The sequence below is a fragment of the Actinophytocola sp. genome, from assembly GCF_036378875.1.
Taxonomy (GTDB): Bacteria; Actinomycetota; Actinomycetes; order Mycobacteriales; family Pseudonocardiaceae; genus Actinophytocola.
In genome coordinates, this window is sequence record NZ_DASUVO010000073.1 from 198,555 (window position 1) to 216,684 (window position 18,130).

The 18,130-nt window shown below is 69.6% G+C and carries 15 protein-coding genes and 1 pseudogene; 15 read left to right on the forward strand and 1 reads right to left on the reverse strand.

All coding sequences use genetic code 11. The features are described from left to right. Positions 1-13 precede the first annotated feature (13 nt). From VF106_RS21065 to VF106_RS21075, 3 genes are read left to right on the forward strand one after another with little or no spacing between them, the layout of a single operon-like run. On the forward strand, positions 14-952 hold the full coding sequence (locus VF106_RS21065; RefSeq protein ID WP_330841481.1) for a PDR/VanB family oxidoreductase: 939 nt from the start codon (positions 14-16) through the stop codon (positions 950-952). 11 nt (positions 953-963) lie between these two features. After that, positions 964-2,175 (forward strand): cytochrome P450, encoded by a 1,212-nt coding sequence (locus VF106_RS21070; protein WP_330841482.1) that lies wholly within the window; start codon positions 964-966, stop codon positions 2,173-2,175. Between the two features lie 25 nt (positions 2,176-2,200). Beyond that, entirely contained in the window at positions 2,201-3,292 is a 1,092-nt protein-coding gene (locus VF106_RS21075; protein ID WP_330841483.1) for a winged helix DNA-binding domain-containing protein, read from the forward strand. Positions 3,293-3,296: 4 nt separating this feature from the next. Here the strand turns inward: VF106_RS21075 and VF106_RS21080 are convergent, their stop codons facing one another. Beyond that, positions 3,297-3,887 carry a TetR/AcrR family transcriptional regulator gene (locus VF106_RS21080; protein WP_330841484.1) on the reverse strand — a complete coding sequence of 197 codons (591 nt, stop codon included), beginning with the start codon at positions 3,885-3,887 and terminating at the stop codon, positions 3,297-3,299. Positions 3,888-3,940: 53 nt separating this feature from the next. On the opposite strand from VF106_RS21080, the gene VF106_RS21085 reads away from it, so the two are divergent. The 12 genes and pseudogenes from VF106_RS21085 to VF106_RS21135 all read left to right on the forward strand — a co-directional run bounded on the left by VF106_RS21085 (position 3,941) and on the right by VF106_RS21135 (position 17,981). Further along, on the forward strand, positions 3,941-4,627 hold the full coding sequence (locus tag VF106_RS21085) for an SGNH/GDSL hydrolase family protein (protein ID WP_330841485.1): 687 nt from the start codon (positions 3,941-3,943) through the stop codon (positions 4,625-4,627). A gap of 35 nt (positions 4,628-4,662) precedes the next feature. Beyond that, positions 4,663-4,995: pseudogene (locus tag VF106_RS50945) on the forward strand (MFS transporter); the annotation flags it as partial. 25 nt (positions 4,996-5,020) lie between these two features. Next, complete coding sequence (locus VF106_RS21090) at positions 5,021-6,058, forward strand: MFS transporter (RefSeq protein WP_330841486.1); 1,038 nt, start codon at positions 5,021-5,023, stop codon at positions 6,056-6,058. A gap of 36 nt (positions 6,059-6,094) precedes the next feature. Continuing rightward, positions 6,095-7,450 carry an alpha/beta fold hydrolase gene (locus tag VF106_RS21095; RefSeq protein ID WP_330841487.1) on the forward strand — a complete coding sequence of 452 codons (1,356 nt, stop codon included), beginning with the start codon at positions 6,095-6,097 and terminating at the stop codon, positions 7,448-7,450. Between the two features lie 205 nt (positions 7,451-7,655). Next, positions 7,656-8,744 (forward strand): mandelate racemase/muconate lactonizing enzyme family protein, encoded by a 1,089-nt coding sequence (locus VF106_RS21100; protein ID WP_330841488.1) that lies wholly within the window; start codon positions 7,656-7,658, stop codon positions 8,742-8,744. Positions 8,745-8,764: 20 nt separating this feature from the next. Continuing rightward, the gene (locus tag VF106_RS21105) at positions 8,765-10,768 is read left to right on the forward strand and encodes a fibronectin type III domain-containing protein (protein WP_330841489.1); all 2,004 of its coding nucleotides are present in this window, start codon (positions 8,765-8,767) and stop codon (positions 10,766-10,768) included. A gap of 17 nt (positions 10,769-10,785) precedes the next feature. After that, positions 10,786-11,742: a carbohydrate ABC transporter permease gene (locus tag VF106_RS21110; RefSeq protein WP_330841490.1), complete on the forward strand. Its 957-nt coding sequence runs from the start codon at positions 10,786-10,788 to the stop codon at positions 11,740-11,742. 11 nt (positions 11,743-11,753) lie between these two features. Continuing rightward, positions 11,754-12,644: a carbohydrate ABC transporter permease gene (locus VF106_RS21115; RefSeq protein ID WP_330841491.1), complete on the forward strand. Its 891-nt coding sequence runs from the start codon at positions 11,754-11,756 to the stop codon at positions 12,642-12,644. Continuing rightward, entirely contained in the window at positions 12,644-14,944 is a 2,301-nt protein-coding gene (locus VF106_RS21120) for a glycosyl hydrolase family 95 catalytic domain-containing protein (RefSeq protein ID WP_330841492.1), read from the forward strand. The genes VF106_RS21115 and VF106_RS21120 overlap by 1 nt, the downstream gene beginning before the upstream one ends. Beyond that, a complete protein-coding gene (locus tag VF106_RS21125; protein ID WP_330841493.1) occupies positions 14,938-15,921 on the forward strand; it encodes an acetylxylan esterase in 984 nt (327 codons plus the stop codon). The genes VF106_RS21120 and VF106_RS21125 overlap by 7 nt, the downstream gene beginning before the upstream one ends. Then, positions 15,918-17,255 (forward strand): ABC transporter substrate-binding protein, encoded by a 1,338-nt coding sequence (locus VF106_RS21130; protein WP_330841494.1) that lies wholly within the window; start codon positions 15,918-15,920, stop codon positions 17,253-17,255. Before VF106_RS21125 ends, VF106_RS21130 begins: the two co-directional genes overlap by 4 nt. Positions 17,256-17,309: 54 nt before the next feature. Continuing rightward, the gene (locus tag VF106_RS21135; protein WP_330841495.1) at positions 17,310-17,981 is read left to right on the forward strand and encodes a GntR family transcriptional regulator; all 672 of its coding nucleotides are present in this window, start codon (positions 17,310-17,312) and stop codon (positions 17,979-17,981) included. Positions 17,982-18,130 lie beyond the last annotated feature (149 nt).

Consider the following 18,130-nt stretch of genomic DNA (forward strand, 5'->3'; position numbering starts at 1 on the left):
GCGAGGAGTGTCAATGGCTGACACAGCAAGCCAGTTGCGGGTCACGGCGAAGCGGCGGGTCGCCGGGGGCGTGGTGAGTCTGGACCTCGCGCACCCGAATGGTGGGCGGTTGCCGGACTGGACGCCCGGCGCGCACATCGATCTGCGGCTGCCGAACGGCGTCGTCCGCCAGTACTCACTGTGTGGGGACAGGTGGGACACGCACACCTACCGCGTCGGCGTGCTGCGCGAACCGGACGGGCGGGGTGGTTCGGCGTTCGTCCACGATCGGCTCGAGGTCGGTGACGTGGTGGGTTTCGGCGGGCCGAGGAACAACTTCGCGCTCGCCCCCGCGCGCCGGTATTTGTTCGTGGCGGGCGGAATCGGGATCACGCCGCTGTTGCCGATGGTGCGTCAGGCCGATCTGCTCGGTACGGACTGGCACCTGCTGTACGGGGGACGCACCCGGTCGTCGATGGCGTTCACCGACGAGTTGGCAGCCCACCGCGACCGCGTCACGATCGTCCCGCAGGACGAGTGCGGCCTTCTCGACGTGGCCGCCCATCTGCCTGAACCGGCCGCCGACGTGAAGGTGTACTGCTGCGGCCCCGCGCCGCTGCTGGCCGCGGTGGAGCGGTTGTGCACGGGCTGGCCGCCGGGTTTGCTGCGCAGCGAGCGGTTCGTGCCGAAGGTGTTGCCCGCGCCCGTGCGGACCGCGCCGTTCTCCGTGGAACTGAAGCGTTCCGGCCCGCAGGTGACCGTCTCGAACGGACAGTCCGTGTTGGACGTGGTGCGGGCGGCCGGCGTGCCGGTGCTGTCGTCGTGCCGGCAGGGCACCTGCGGCACGTGTGAGACCACGGTGCTCGCGGGGGAGCCGGACCACCGGGACTCTCTCACCGACGACGGCGAGCGCGACCGGATGTTCCTGTGCGTGTCCCGTGCCCTGTCCGACCGCCTCGTGCTCGACCTGTGAAGGACGACACCATGACCACGGTGGACGTCGACCCGTTCGCGCCGGGGGTGCTGGCCGAACCCGACGGCATGCACGCGGCCCTGCGCGATGCCGGGCCGGTCGTCTACTTGAGACGCTACGGCGTGCACGCGGCCGCCCGCCACGCCGAGGTCCACGAGGCGTTGACGGACTGGCAGCGTTTCGAGTCGTCGGCGGGGGTCGGCCTGTCGAACTTCCGCGAGGAGGAGCCGTGGCGGCCGCCCAGTCTGCTGCTCGAGGCGGACCCGCCACACCACGACGCGCCCCGCGCGGTGCTGACGTCCGTCCTCGGCCCGCGCGAGCTGCGCAGGTTGCGGGACGCGTGGTTCGCCGACGCCGACCAGCTGGTGGACGAGGTGTTCGCCGACACCGGGGAGGTGCTCGACGGGGTCACCGCGTTGGCGGAGGCGTTCCCGCTGCGCGTGTTCCCTGACGCGGTCGGCATCGGCAAACAAGGCCGGGAGCACCTGCTGCCCTACGGCGACCACGCGTTCAACGCCTTCGGTCCGCGCAATGCCCTGGTGGCCAAGGGAGAACCTCGGGTGCCGGAGCTGTCGGCGTGGATCGCCGCCCAGTGCGCGCGAACCGCGTTGAACGCGGACGGGTTCGGTGCGCGCATCTGGGCCGCCGCCGATCACGGCGACATCACCCACGAACAGGCCCCGCGCGTGGTGCGGTCACTGCTGACGGCCGGAGTGGACACCACGGTGCACGGCCTGGCGGCCGTGCTGTACGCGTTCGCCAGGCATCCCGAGCAGTGGCAGCGTGTGCGTGACCAACCCGCGTTGGCGCGGGTGGCGTTCGACGAGGCGATCCGGTGGCAGTCCCCGGTGCAGACCTTCTTCCGCACCGCGACGGTCGACCGGATGCTCGGCGGTGTCCCGATTCCGGCGGGCGGCAAGATCCTGCTGTTCCTGGGAGCGGCGAACCGCGATCCGCGCCGGTGGTCGGCCCCGGACGTGTTCTACCTGGACCGGGACCCGTCCGGACACGTCGGGTTCGGGACCGGCATCCACCAGTGCGTCGGCCAACACGTCGCCCGACTGGAGGCCGAGGCGTTGTTGACCGCGTTGGCCCGGCGAGTGGAGCGGTTCGAACTCGCCGCCCCACCGCGCCGGCACCTCAACAACACGTTGCGCGCCTGGGAGTCACTGCCTTTGAGGGTCCATCTCGGAAGTCTGTCCGGCGTAGAGGACACAGCCTGACCGCTTCTTCTGCGACTGTTGCGTCATGACCGTGCTCGACACCAGGGCGCTCAACCGTGCGACGCTCGCCCGGCAGCTGCTGCTCGACCGCGCCGACCTGACGGTGTTCGACGCCGTGGCGCACCTGTGCGGCATGCAGGCGCAGGAACCGCAGGAACCGTTCATCGGGCTGTGGTCACGGCTCCGCGCCTTCGACCCGGCCACACTCGACGACCTGGTGACCGGGCGGCGCGTGGTGCGGACCCACCTCATGCGCCGCACGATCCACCTCGTCACCGGTGACGACACCCTGGCCTGGCGCGCCCGCCACGGCGCCATGCTGCGCCAACGGGTGCTCGGGGTCTACCGCCGCGAGTTCGACGGTGTGGACCTCGAGGAGCTCGCGGTGGCGGCGCGGGCGCTGCTGGCCGACGAAGAGCCCCGCTCGATGGCCGAGGTCGGCCGCACGCTCGCCGCGCGCTGGCCGGACACGGGACCGCGGGCACTGGGTGAGATGGCGATCGCCGCCCTTGTCCCGGTGGTGCAGCTGCCACCGCGCGGGCTGTGGCGGGTGAAGGCAGGCGTGCGCACCGTGCCGCTCGCCTCGTGGCTGGGGCGCGAGATCGACCCGCTCGCCCCGGATGGCTCCGATCCGGTCGGCGAAGCGCTGGTGCGGCGTTATCTGGCGGCGTTCGGACCCGCTGCCGTAGCCGATCTGCGTGCCTGGTCGGGCCTCGCCGGACTCCCCGACGCGGTGGCCGCGATCCGCGAGAAGCTCGTCACCTTTCGCGACGAGCGTGGCCGGGAACTGGTCGACCTCCCGGACGCCCCGCGCCCCGACCCCGACACGCCCGCCCCGGTCCGGTTCCTGCCCGCCTTCGACAACGCGATCCTCGGCTACCACGACCGCGGCCGGATCATCGACGACGTCCACCGTGGACTGTCGGTCGCCGGCGCGCGTGTCGCGCTGGTCGACGGCCGAGTCGCCGCGACCTGGACCGTCGAGGCGGGCACGGTGACCGTCACTCCGCTGCGCCGTTTCTCCCGAGCCGAGCACACCGCCGTCGCCGAGCAGGGACGGGAACTGGCGTCGTTCCTCTCCGACGACGGCCACGACGTACGGATCGCGGAGCTTTGACGACTCAGCCGAGGAAATCCTCGAGCAGACGGCGGACCTTGTTCGCGACGTCCGGTTCGTCGAGACGCATGGCGATGTTGGCCGCGGTGAGCACCGCCCCGATCCGGAAGGCGGCCAGGTCGGGGTCCGGGTCGGTGATCTCACCGGCGTCGGTCGCGTGGCGGACCTCGTCGGCGAGAAGAGCCAGCCAGGCTTGGTGCTGACGCCGCAGGGCGTCGCGGATCGGGCCAGGGCGGCTGTCGAATTCCGGTAGGTTCGCGGCCCAGAAACAACCGCCGGGGAACAGCGGCTGCTCCGCGTAGGAGATCCAGCGCTCGATGAGAACGCGCAGCCGGGTGACGCCGGGTGGCGCATCCGAGGCTGGCCGCACGACCGCGTCCAGAAAAGCCTCCCTGGCGGTCTCGACGGTGGCGAGCTGGAGTTGTTCCTTGGTGCGGAACAGGGCCGCCACCCCACTCTTGCTCAACCCGAGATCGTCGGCGAGCTTGCCGAGGCTCAGGCCGTTGAGGCCCGTCACGGACGCGACGTCCACGGCGTGCCGGGTGATCGCTTTTCTGGAGCGCGCACCGCGCACCAGTCGTTGGTCGGGGGTCATGGCTGCTCTCTCGACGCTTGCACAATATGTACGAACGATCGTACGGTTTGTTGATGAGCGCAGCAACCGTCCCACTGACCGAAGAGTCCGATCCGTACTGCCTGTCCGCGGCCCAGGCCGCCGACCTGCTGGTCCTGGCACCGTGGCGCCGCTTCGCGACCATCGGCGACAGCCTGTCGGCCGGCACGGGGGACCCGAGTCCCGGATACGCCAGCATGGGCTGGCCCGACCGGGTCGCGGACGTCCTGCGCCGGGTCCACCCCGACCTGGCCTACCGCAACCTCGCCGAGGTCGGCGCGACGACCGCGAGAACGCTGGACACGCAGCTGGACCGGCTCGTCGAGTTCGGCCCTGACCTGGTCCACCTGCCCAGCGGGGCGAACGACCTGTTCCGGCCCGAGCCGGACTACCCGACCATCGCGGACGAACTGGGGCGCGTGTTCGAGCTCGCCGCCGGGACCGGGGCGCGGCTGACGGTGTTCACCCTGGGCAGGGCGTTCGTCGTGCCGCGATACCCGGACTGGCACGACCGGGTGCTTCGGGTCAACGACATCACCCGTGGCCTGGCCGCCGATCACGGTGCGGTCCTGGTCGACATGTGGGACCACCCGGTCAACGACCGCCCGGAGCTGCTGAGCGCGGACCGCATCCACTTCGCCGCGGCCGGGCAGGCGGTGATGGCCACGGAAGTCGTCAAGGGTCTCGCCGGCCTGCTCGACGGCAAGGCGGCGCAGCCGTGACCGGCCGGGTCACGCTGTGGGGTGCGGTCTCGGTCGTGCTGGTCGGGGCGTTCATGGCGACCCTCGACTCGTTCATCGTGATCGTCGCCGGGCCCTCGATCCAGGCTGACCTGCGGGCCACCGACGGTCAGCTGCATGGATCCTGGCCGGGTACCAGCTCACCTACGCGGTTCTGCTCATCACCGGCGGGCGCCTTGGGCCGTCGCCGGGTCTTCCTCGCCGGCATGGGTGTCTTCACGGCGGCCTCGGTCGTGTGTGCGCTGGCGCAGACCGCCTCCGTGCTCATCGGCGCGCGGTTCGTCCAGGGGCTGGGGGCGGCGCTGATGCTGCCCCAGGTCTACGCGTTCCTCACCGTGCTCGTCCACGAGCGGGACCGGGCACCGTGCGTTCGGGGTGCTCGGCGTGGTGCTCGGGCTCGCCTCCATCGCGGGACAGCTGGTCGGCGGGCTGCTGATCGGGGCCGACGTGCTCGGGTCCGGCTGGCGGCCGGTGTTCTGGATCAACGTGCCGATCGGGCTCGCCACGATGCTCCTGGCGGCGGCGTGGCTGCCGGAGTCCACGGCGGATCAGGCACGCCGGCTCGACCTGCGGGGAGCGGCCGTGCTCAGTGTCGCCCTGTTCCTCGTGACCTTCCCGCTGATCCAGGGCCACCAGGCGGGATGGCCCGGATGGGCATGGGCATGCCTGGCCGCGAGCGTGCCGTGTCTGGCCGCCTTCGTCATCCTCGAACGCCGGATCGCGGCCCGCGGTGGCGCGCCCCTGGTGCGGATCTCCCTGTTCCGGGCACGGTCGTTCGCGGTCGGGATCCTCCTGGTCCTCGTCATCTACACCGTGGTGACCTCCTACTACCTCGTCCTGTCCCTCTCGCTGCAGGACGGGCTGGGCATGTCCGCCCTTCAGGCGGGCCTGGTCTACACACCCGCGGCCGCCACGTTCTTCGTCTTCAGCCTGATCGCCGGGAGGCTGGTCCCGGTCCACGGCCGCCGCGTCCTGGAGATCGGCGCGCTCGTGCTCGTACTCGGGTACGCCGCCACCGCGGTCCTGCTCGTCAGCGGTGCCCCGTTCACCCCGGAGGTGGTCATCCCGACGCTCATGCTGCAGAGCGCTGGCGGCGGCCTGCTCATCACCCCGTCGCTGGGCGCCGTGCTGAGCCGGATCGACCCCGGAGACGCCGGTGTCGCCTCGGGCGTGCTCTCGACCGCCCAGCAGGTCGGCGGCGCGCTCGGGGTCGCCGTCATCGGGGTCGTGTACTTCGCCGCCCTCGACCAGACCGGCGCCCCGGCCCACGGCTTGGCCATGGCGTCATTCGCCACTCTGACCGCGGCCGTCCTCGCGGTCGTCCTGGTGTACCTGCTGCCCAGGCACGGAACAGCCCCACGGAACATGCGAGACGGCGCTACTTTGGTGAACACCGCGGGCGACGATCGTTGACAGCGCACGGGTCCGGCCGGTTCCTAGCGTGGCGGCATGCTCAAGATCCTTCTCGCGCTCGCGCTCGTGGCACCACCAGCCGCGGATGTCGCGTCGCGTCAGCTGAACTGGCAACCCTGCCCCGATGCCGGCTCGGTTCCGCTCCAGTGCACCGACCTGAACGTCCCGCTCGCCGAGCCCGGCAGCCGTGTGATCACGCTGAAGGTGGCACGGCTGCCCGCCACCGGACCCAAGCGAGGCACGGTAATGATCAACTTCGGCGGGCCGCAGGGCAACCAGATCGCGATCATGCGCTCCCGCCCGCAGATCTTCGACACGATCCGGCGTTCCATGGACGTCGTCACCTGGGACCCGCGTGGCTACCCCGGACTCAGCAGCCCCGTGCTGGACTGCGACTGGGGCAAGCTACGGACGCCGCCGTTCCCGGCCGACCAGGCGGAGCTCGACCGGCTCGCCGCGGCCAACCGCGCCAGGGGCGACCAGTGCCGGGCGAGTGATCCGGAGTTGTTCGACCACATGGACTCCGCGAGCGACGCCCGCGACGCCGATGCGATCCGCCAGGCGCTGGGCGAGGACATGATGAACTTCATCGGCACCTCGTACGGCGGCATCATCGCGCAGGCCTACGCCCGGCAGTTCCCCGAGCGGGTGCGCACGATCTACATCGACGGCACCGCCAACCACGGCGTGCGCAGCTGGTCGCGGGAGCTCGAGACGATCGCACGCGACTTCGACCGGTACCTGGAGCGGTTCCTCGACTGGGCCGGGCCGGGAACCGAGCAACGCTGGCAGGCGCTGGTCGCCAGGGCCGACGTCGCACCGATCCCGGCCGGCGCCGCTCGCTACGACGGCACACAGCTGCGTGCGCTCGGCATGATGAAGGTGACGCGCGGCCCGGAGGGCTGGCCGGCCCTGCTGAACGCCATCGGCGCCGCCGAGGCCGGCGACGCGTCCGGCTTCGCCGCGTCCGGCAGCGATCCCTACCCAGGATTCGTCGGCGGCGGTGTCAAGGAGTGCCTGGACTACCCCCGCCCTCGTGACCACGCGGACATCGCACGTTCCGTCGCACGCCTCGACCGTGTCGCCCCCAACATCGGCGCAGCGTTCCCCCTCGGCTGGCACCTGCCGACGACCTGCGTCGGTTGGCCCGCGCCGGTGACCAACCCGCCCGCGCCACTGCCCGCCACGCTGCCGCCGATGCTGGGCGCGGGCACCTGGCTCGAGTTCAGTCCGACCGCACGAGCCGTCGCCGCCGTCCCCGGCAGCCGCACGATCTACCACGACGGCCCCGGCCACAACCTGTTCGCGGCCATGGCCAACCCGTGCGTGATCGACCATGTGAGCCGCTACGTCACCGACCGCGTACTCCCGCCACGAAACGCCCGTTGTTAGCACCATCGGCTTGACCGGGCGGCCGTCCCAGCATGGGATCGGTCGCCCGCGTCGCGTTGCCTGCAGGTGCACCGCGCAGGCCCGCCGACATGGCGGGCGGTGGCTCTGGTCGGCGAGAGATCTCTTGACAGCTGCGCGGATGTAGACCAACAATTCAAGCCGTAGATCCTATAGGATCCACGATAATCGAGACTGGGGGTGGACGGTGGCTGTCGTCCGGGCTGCGGAGGCGTTTCTCGTGGATGTGGCCGTCGAGCGGGTTCGGCAGGACGCGGTTCAGGCCTTCCAGCGTCAGGAGACAATCTTCGTCGAGCTGGCCACGGATGACGGCGCGACCGGCCTCGGCTACTCGTACACGATCGGCACCGGCGGATCCTCCGTGCTGGCGCTTCTCAACGATCACCTGCTCCCTCGGCTGATCGGCGTCGACAGCAGGCGGATCGAGTGGATCTGGCGGGACCTGTTCTCCTCGACCAGGGCGACCATGGTCGGCGCCATCACCTCGCTCGCGCTCGCCGCCGTCGACACCGCGCTGTGGGACCTGCGGTGCCGCCGGCAGAGCGAGCCGCTGTGGCGCGTCGCCGGTGGGTATCAGCCGCACGTTCCCATGTACGACACCGAGGGCGGCTGGCTGCAACTGTCCACCGACGATCTCGTGACCGGCGCGAAGGCTGCCGCCGACGCGGGGTGGCAGGGCGTCAAGGTCAAGGTCGGCAAGCCGTCCGCCGTCGAGGACCTCGAACGGCTTCAGGCGGTGCGTGAGGCGGTCGGGCCGAGGTTCGCGCTCATGGTCGACGCCAACCAGTCGATGACCTGCGCCGAGGCCATCCGGCGCGCCGAGTTGTTCGCGCCGCTGCACCTCGGGTGGCTCGAGGAGCCGTTGCCCGCCGACGACGTCGAGGGGCACGCCCGACTCGCCCGCGCCACCGGCATCCCGATCGCGGTGGGGGAGTCGCTCTACTCGGTCGCGCAGTTCCGCGAGTACCTCCAGCGCGGCGCGGCCTCCGTCGTGCAGGTCGACGTCGCGCGCGTCGGTGGGATCACGCCGTGGCTCAAGGTCGCGCACCTCGCCGAGGCGTTCGGCGTCGACGTCTGTCCGCACTTCTTGATGGAGCTGCACGTGAGCCTCGCCGCCGCCGTGCCCAACGGCCGGTTCGTCGAGCACATCCCGCAGCTGCGCGCGATCACCACCCGTGATCTGTCCGTGGTGGACGGTCAGGCCGTCGCACCCGACGAGCCGGGGTTGGGGATCGCGTGGGACCGCAACGCCATGGATGACCGCAGAGTCGCGTGAGTTCAACGAAAGGTGTGCAGATGAGGAAATGGGTCGCGGGGCTTGCCGCCCTCGCGTTGACCCCGGTCGTGGCGCCCGCCGCGGCGCCAGCGGCGGCCGCGCCCGCCCCGACCACCATTGCCGAGAAGCCGTACATGGGATGGAGTAGCTGGAGCCTGCAGGCGACCAACTATCCTGGCGTCAACCCGAACGGCCCGGCGAGCTGGCTGAACGAGGCCAACGTCGTGAAGCAGGCCGACGTGATGGCCGCCAAGCTCAAGAGACACGGCTACACCTATGTGAACGTCGACGCCGGCTGGCACAAGGACTTCGACCAGTACGCCCGTCCGCGCGTGGACCCGGCCAAGTTCCCCCACGGCATGAAGTGGCTGGGCGACCACGTGCACCGGAAGGGGCTCAAACTCGGCTCCTACCTCGCGGTCGGCCTCTACACCGGCGCGTACAACAACGGCGACTCCCCGATCTATGGCACCGACAACTGCCACACCCGCGACATCGTCTACCCGGATCTGCGCACGACCAACGGCTGGGACCAGGCCTACAAGATCGACTTCTCGAACCCGTGCGCGCAGGCGTACATCGACTCGGTCGCGGATCTCCTTGCCGGCTGGGGCGTCGACCTGCTGAAGCTCGACGGTGTCGGCCCCGGCTCGTTCAAGGGCGGCGAGAACTACGACAACACCGAGGACGTCAAGGCGTACCGCAGGGCACTCGACCAGACCGGCCGGCCGATCGAGTTCCTGATCTCGTGGGCGCTGTCGCCGACCAAAGTGGACGTCTGGAAGAACCACACCAACGGCTGGCGCGTCGACACGGACGTCGAGTGCTACTGCGACACGCTCGTCACCTGGAACAGCTCCGTGAAGCAGCGGTGGAACGACGTCGTGCAGTGGATCCCGCACGCCGGTCCAGGCCGCTGGAACAACCTCGACTCGCTCAACGTCGGCAACGCCGAGATGGACGGGCTGAACGAGGCCGAGCGCCTGAGCTACATGACGTTGTGGGCCATCGAGTCCTCGCCGCTCTACCTCGGCGACGACCTGACCACATTGGACGACTACGGGCTCTCACTGATCACCAACGACGAGGTCATCGCGATCAACCAGGCCGGGCGTCCCGCGAAGCCGCTCAGCCAGGCCACCCGCCAGCAGGTGTGGTTCTCGCGTCAGGCCGACGGCAGCTACGTGGTCGCGCTGTTCAACCTGGACGACGTGCCGAAGCGGGTCATCGCGAGCTGGGCCGACCTCGGCATCACCGGCAAGGCGGCCGTGCGCGACATCTGGAACAAGCGTGACCTCGGCTCGACCGACGGCATCAGCACCGTGGTCACCACGCACGGCACACAGCTGCTGCGAGTCACGCCACGCGACGCCGGCAAGCTCCCCGCCACGCCGACTCTGGTGCGCGGCACAGGATCGACCGCGTCGAGTGTGTCACTCGCCTGGGACAGGTCGGAGTACTCCCGGGGGATCGCGCGTTACGAGATCCGGGCCGGCAACCAGACCGTGGCGTCCACCTCGGACACGTCGGCGACCGTGTCCGGGCTCGCGCCGGCGACCACCACCGCGTTCTCCGTCGTGGCGGTCGGCAAGGACGGCAAGAAGTCCGCGCCCAGCAAAGCGATCGAGGTGACCACGCCGACCGGACCGGTTTCCTACGAGGCCGAGGCACAGGAGAACGCCGTCGACGGCGGCGCGTCCCGTGGCGGCTGCGGTGGCTGCTCAGCCGGCGGCAAGGTCGGCAACCTCGGCGGCAGCGGGTCGCTGACGTACTCGAACGTGACCGCGCCGGCGGACGGGACCTACCTGATGGCGATCGACTACGTGGACGGCTCGTCCAGCCGCACGATCGTCGTCACCGTCAACGGCGTGAGCGCCCAGCTGCCGATGGCCGGCTCGGCCGACGACAACTGGGACCGGGCGCAGCGGGTCGTCGTGCCGGTGAAGCTCAAGGCAGGCGCCAACACCGTGAAGTTCGGCAACCCGAACGACTACGCGCCGGACATCGACCGGATCACGGTCTGAGAAGAAGGGAGAGAGCCGTGACGGTCACAGCGCCGAACAGTCGGGTGGTGCCGCGTGCCGTCGCGGCCTCTCCCACCCGGCCTCGCCGGCCGAAACCACCCGCCGCCCGACGCGGTGACGCGAAGGTCGCGTGGCTGCTCGTCACGCCCGCGATCGTCGGGTTCGTGGCCTTCTACGGGTTCCCGCTCGTGCGTGGGATCTACCTCAGCTTCACCGAGTTCCACGTGCTCACCCCGCCGAAGTGGGTCGGGCTCGCGAACTATCGCGAGCTGTTCGGTGACGAGGTGTTCTGGCACTCGCTGTGGCTCACCGTCTACTTCGTACTGCTGCAGGTCGTGATCGGCACGGTGGTCTCGCTCGCGATCGCCGCGGTCCTGCACCGGTTGACCCGGTCGGCGCTCATTCGTGGCGTGATCCTGTTGCCGTACCTCATCTCCAACGTGATCGCCGCGCTCGTGTGGCAGTGGATGCTCGACCCGCAGCTCGGCATCGTCAACGTGGCACTCAAGAGCCTCACCGGCGACACCATCCAGTTCTTCGGCAGCAGCGGGTGGGCCATTCCGACACTCGCCGCGATCTCCATCTGGAAATGGATGGGCTACTTCGCGATCCTGATCTTCGCGGGCCTGCAGACCATCCCGCCGACGATCTACGAGGCAGGCCGGGTCGACGGCGCGAGCGAGCCGCAGATGTTCTTCCGGATCACGATGCCGCTGCTGCGGCCGATCCTCGTGATGGTCGTCGTGCTGTCGGTCATCAACTCGTTCCAGGTGTTCGACATCGTCCAGATCACCACCCAGGGTGGTCCGGCGAACGCGTCGAACGTGCTGCAGATGTACATCTTCAACAAGGCGTTCGGCCAGTTCGACTTCGGCTACGCGGCCACCATGTCGCTCGCGCTGCTCGTGGTGCTCGCCGGCATCACGTTCCTCCAGCTGCGACTCACCCGCGCCGACCAGTCGGACCTGAGCTGAGGAGGCCCGCCATGACCGTCCGAACAAGACTCTTCTCGCCAGGTCGCATCCTTGCCGTCGCGTTCCTCGCCGTGGTCATGGTCGTGACGCTGTTCCCGTTCTACTGGATCCTGCGTACCGCGCTGTCCAACAACTACGCGCTCGCCACCGACCCGGCTTCCTTGCTACCGGTGGACTTCACGATCGGGCCGTTCAAACGGGTGCTGGGGCTGTCGACGATCGCCGAGGCGCAGGCCGAGGGTGGGTCCGGCGCGTCCCTGGACGTGTTGCTGTACCTGCGGAACTCGGTGATCTACGCGGTCAGTCTGACCGTGGTCGTGGTGGCGTGTTCCGCGGCGGGCGCGTATGCCTTCGCCCGTCTGCACTGGCGTGGCCGCAACATCGTGTTCTCGGTGCTGCTGTGCGCGCTCATGATCCCGACGGTGTTCACGGTGCTGCCGAACTTCGTGCTCATCAAGGACCTCGGGCTCACCAACTCGTTCGCCGGGCTCGTCGCGCCGAACGCGTTGTTCTTCGCGTTCGCCCTGTTCTTCCTGCGGCAGTTCATGCTCGGGCTGTCGACCGAGATCGAGGAGGCCGCGCTCATCGACGGCGCTGGCCACTTCCGCATCCTGTTCCGGATCATCCTGCCGATGTCGAGCGGGCCGATCACCACGCTCTCCCTGCTGATGTTCATCGTTGCGTGGAACGACTACTTCTGGCCGCTGCTCGTGACGAGCAAGGCCGACGTGCGGCCGCTGACCCTCGCACTGGGCGTGTTCAAGCAGTCGTCGCCGAACACCGCGCCCGACTGGGCAGGGCTCATGGCGGCGACGTTGATCGCGGCGCTGCCCATGCTGGCGCTGTTCGTGATCTTCGGTCGGCGGATCGTGAACTCCATCGGATTCACCGGGATCAAGTGATGAATGACCTAGTTCTGTCCTGGCCCGCGCCCGCCGCCGAGTGGGTCGAGGCCGCGCCGGTCGGCAACGGACGCATCGGCGCCATGGTGTTCGGCGACGGTCGCATCCAGGTCAACGACTCGACCGTGTGGTCGGGCACGCCGGCCGGCCCGGCGCTCGGCCTCGCCGAGGTGCTGGCGAACGGTGCTGGGCCCGCTCGCCTCACCGAGGTCCGGGAGGCCTTGCGCGCCCGGGACTTCCGGCGGGCCGAGGCGTTGCTGATGACGTTCCAGGGGCGGTACAGCCAGGAGTTCCTGCCGTTCGCCGACCTGTCTCTGACGCTGCCGGGGGAGATGGTCTACGAAGGCCGCACGCTGAACCTCGACACCGCGGTCGTGCACGAGCGGTTCACTGTGGACGGTGTCTCGGTCGAGCGGCACACGTGGGTGAGCCATCCCGCGCAGGCACTGTGCGTCGCGATCTCCGCTCACGGCACCGTGGACCTGCGAGTCGCGCTGGGCTCGCCACTACGCGTCGTGCACCGGGCCGGGCTCGCGCTGGGCGTGGAGATTCCCGTCGACGGTGCGCCACAGCACGAACCGCAGGTGCCGGAGCCCTTGCGGTACGGCCAGGTCGACGGCTACGACCCGTTCGGCGCGGTCGTCGTCCGCATCGACACCGACGGCCATCTGGCGGAGGGTCTGGTCACCGGCATGACCCGGACGCTGGTCACGTTGTCGACCGCGACCGCGGCGGCCGACGCCTGGTCCGGTGTGGACATCAGGGAACGGGACACCTACCTCGCCGAGGCCGCGGCCGTCGCGAACCGTGCGCTCGAACTCGGCGCCGCCACCCTCCTCGCCGACCATGTCGCCGACGTGAGAGATCTGCTCGGCGGCACGTCCGTGCGGATCGGGTCGCGGGACGGGGTCCTGCGGGTCGCCGACGTCTTGTCCGGAGAGGACAGCGCGCTCACCGCGACCGTCATGTGCCAGTTCGGCCGGTACCTGCTGGCGTCCTCGTCGCGGCCGGACAGCGGGCCGCCCGCCAACCTGCAGGGCGTGTGGAACGCCGAGCTGCGGCCGGCCTGGTCGTCGAACTACACGGTCAACATCAACACCGAGATGAACTACTGGCCCGCCGAGGTCGCCGGCCTGCCCGACTGTCACCTGCCGCTCGTCGACCTCCTCGACAAGCTGGCCGTCACCGGCGCCGAAGTGGCTCGCGAGTTGTACGGCGCACGCGGGTGGGTCGTCCACCACAACACCGACATGTGGAGCTGGGCGCTGCCCGTCGGCATGGGGCACGGCGACACGTCGTGGGCGATCTGGCAGATGGGTGGCGTGTGGCTCGTCCAGCACGTGTGGGATCACTACGAGTTCACCGGCGACAAGGCGTTCCTCCGTGACCGAGGGTGGCCGCTGCTGCGCGGGTGCGCCGAGTTCTGCCTCGACTGGCTCGTCGAGTCGCCCGACGGCCACCTCGACACGGTCCCGGCCACCTCACCGGAGAACCAGTTCCTCGTCGAGGGTCGCCCCGAGTCGCTGACGTCCTCGCCCGCGATGGACAGTGCGCTGATCCGGGCCCTGTTCACCCGGTGCCTGAGCGCCATCGAGGTGCTCGACCTCGACGACCCGATCGGCGCCCGGCTCGCGGCGGCCCTGCCACGGCTGCGGCCGCCACTGGTAACCGAGGGTGGCTGGCTGGGGGAGTGGGCGTCGGACCTGCCCGAGGCCGACCCGCGGCACCGGCACCTGTCCCAGATGATCACCGTCTACCCGCTCGGGCAGATCGATCCCGCGACCACACCCGCGCTCGCCGAGGCCGCGACCGCGTTGCTCGACCGGCGCGGGCCCGGCGCCATGGGCTGGTCGTGGGCGTGGAAGATCGCGTTGCGGGCCCGGCTCGGTGACGGCGAGACCGCGCACGCGTTGTTCGGTGAGGCGACCCGCCCGTTGACCGGCGACTCGCAGTGGGGCGGTCTGCTGCCCAACCTGTTCTCCACGCACCCGCCGTTCCAGATCGACGGCAACTACGGGTTCACGGCCGCGCTGGTGGAGTTGCTCGTACAGAGCCACAACGGGATCCACCTGTTGCCCGCGCTGCCGTCGGCGTGGCCGTCCGGCGCCGTGACCGGTGTGCGGTGCCGGGGCGGGCTGTCGGCCGATCTGTCCTGGGTGGACGGACGACTGACGTCCGCGGTGCTTCGGCGGTTGGGCGGCGACGCCGGCGAGACCGTGACCGTCCGCTGCGGATCCCTGCGGGAGGAGTTGACGGTGGACCAGGAGGTTCGGCTCGACGGGAGGCTCACGCCGTGTTGACCGACCTGGACCGTGCCGGCCTCGAGGCCTACCGCAGCACACACGAGACACCGGACGACTTCGACGCGTTCTGGCGGTCGACGCTGGCCGAGACACGTGCACATGACCTCGACCTCGAGGTGACTCCGGTCGACACCGACCTCGTGACCGTCCGCGTATACGACGTGCGGTTCGCCGGCTACGGTGGGCATCCGGTTCGCGCGTGGTTGCGCATGCCGCGCGCGGACGGCCCCTTTCCCGCCGTCGTCCAGTTCCACGGCTACGCGAGCGGCCGCGGCGCGCCGATCGAGGACCTGCTGTGGGCGTCCGCCGGGTACGCGCACCTGCTCGTCGACGTCCGCGGCCAGGGTGGTCAGTACGCGGGCGGCGGCGCCACGGCGGACCCGGTCGGCGGCGGACCCAGCCACCCCGGGTTCCTCACCCGAGGCATCGAGGACCCTGAGACCTACTTCTACCGCAGGGTGTTCGCGGACGCGGTCCGCGCAGTCGACGCCGTGGGCGCACTGTCGTGTGTGGACTCCTCGCGCGTCGGCGTGGTCGGCGCCAGCCAGGGCGGCGGCATCGCGCTCGCCATCGCCGGACTCGCGGACGTCACCGCGCTACACGTCCAGGCGCCCTTCCTGTGCGACATCCGCAGGGCGACGCTGATCACGGGTGCCGGCCCGTACACGGAGATCTCCGAGTACCTGGCCGCGCGCCGGACCTCGGTGCGGCGGGTGTTCGACACGCTCGCCTACTTCGACGGCGTCGGGTTCGCCCGGCGCGGCACCGCGCCCGCGTGGTTCTCGACCGGACTGATGGACGACGTGTGCCCGCCGTCCACGGCGTTCGGCGCCTACCACGCGTACGCGGGGCCCAAGCACATCCAGGTGTGGGACTACAACGGCCACGAGGCGGGTGGTCCCGAGGACCTGGTGATCGCGCTGGCGGAGTTCAGGACTCTGCTGAAGCCGCAACGAAACGAGGAACAACAATGAGGTTGAAGCAGTTCGCTGCCGTTGTGGCCGCCGCCATGGTCCTGGCATCGTGCTCGTCCAGCGGTGACGCGGAAGCCGGTGTCATCAACTGGTGGACGTGGGACGACAAACAGGCCGCCGCCTACCAGACGTGCGCGGATGCCTTCCACAAGGCCAATCCCGACCTGACGGTCAAGATCTCGCAGTACGCGGTCGACGACTACTTCACCAAGCTGACCGCCGGGTTCGTCGCGGGTGACGCGCCGGACGCGTTCCAGAACAGCGTGCAGTTCTTCCAGGCGTACACCTCGCAGCACCAGCTGCTCGCGCTCGACGACCTCATCAAGAGCACCGACTTCGACCTGTCCCGTTTCTCCGTCGGCACCGAGGCGTGGAAGTTCACCGACGGCAAGCAGTACGCGCTGCCGTTGGACTGGGCCGCGACGGGCATTTTCTACAACACCGACGCGGTGACGAAAGCCGGCTACACGCCAGAGCAAGTCGCGACGCTGAACTGGAATCCGGACGACGGCGGCACGTTCGGCGCGATGGTGGCGCACCTGACGATCGACGAGAACGGCGTGCGCGGCGACCAGCCGGGCTTCGACAGGTCGAAGGTCGCGCAGTACGGCTTCGGTCAGCTCGCCGCCAAGGACTTCATCGGGCAGACCACGTGGAGCTCCTTCGTGTCCACTTTGGGTTGGCGGCAGGGTGACAAGCCGTCGTGGCCAACGAGGTTCAACTACGCCGACCCGAGGTTCGTGAAGACGTTGGAGTGGGTGCGCGGGCTCACCGACAAGGGGTACGCGCCGAAGATCGGTGAGTTCACCAGCAGCGAGGTCGACCAGCTGTCGTCCGGGAAGGTCGCGATGCTGACCGGCGGCTCGTGGACCGCGTCGACGTTCGCGAAGATCCCCGACATGAAGGTGGGCCTCGCCCCGACGGTGCTCGGCCCGGACGACAAGACGCGTGCCGTGCTGTCGAACTCCAACGGCAACAACATCTGGGCCGGCACGGCGCAGCCGGAGAACACCTGGAAGTGGGTGTCCTACATGGGTTCCGAACAATGCCAGACGATGGCGTCGAAGACCGGCACGTTCTTCCCGTCGATCGCCACGTCCATGGACGCGTCCGCCGCCGCGCTGAAGCAGGAGGGCATCGACCTGTCGGTGTTCACGAACGCGTTACGCGACGGCGTGCTGTACCCGTCGGTGGTGTACGGCAACGGCGCGGAGTTGCAGAGCGTGATGGAGCCGTTGTTCGAGCAGTACTTCGCACACCAGCGCGACGACGACGTGTTCCCGGAGATGGAGCAGAAGAGCAAGGACATACTGGCCAAGTCCGCGCAATCGTAGATCCTGCACGATAGGCTGACTGCCTGACGAGTATTCCGGGGAGGCGGAACAGTCATGACCGGAACGCCACGGATCGTGGTGCCCCCGAGCCGGCAGGTGCTCGCGGACGGCGTGTACGAACAGATCCGGGCCGTCATCATGAACCACGGCCTCGAGCCGGGCGCGCGTGCCAACATCGAAGAGCTGGCCCGTGAGCTGGACGTCTCCGGGACACCCGTGCGCGAGGCGCTGGCCCGGCTCGAGTCGGAGGGTCTGGTGTCGCGGTTGCCGCTGCGTGGTTACCGCGTCACCGAGTTGTTGACCCGCAAGGAGGTGGAGGACATCTACGGGCTGCGGTTGCTGCTGGAGCCACCGTCGGCGGAAGCCGCGGCCCGCGCGATGACCCCCACCTTCGCCACGGCGCTCGAGGAGGAGCTGGCCACCTGCCCGGCGGCGCCGGCCGGCTCCACCTACGAGGGCTACAAGGCTCTGACGGCCCACGACGCCCGACTGCACGAGCTGATCCTGCGCATCGCGGACAACCACGCGATCGAGCAGGCCTTCACCCGCACCCACTGCCACTTACACTTCTTCCGGCTGTCGTACAACCAGCCCTTCGGTGAGCAGACGATCACCGAACACCGGGCGATCGTGTCGGCACTGGCAGCGGGCAAGCCGACAGCGGCCCGCGCCGCGATGACCCACCACCTGGAAACCGCCCGCGATCGGCTGTTGTCCAGATTCTGAGGACGGGGGTGACACTCCGTTGAACACCGTGCCTCGCCGATCCGGCAACTGGAAACTGTCCCAACCCCTGTCGGCTGAACATCCCGTCCGAGTGAAATCGTGACGAATCGGTAGTGCCTTTACCGGCCCAAGTAAGTGGCACCCGAATG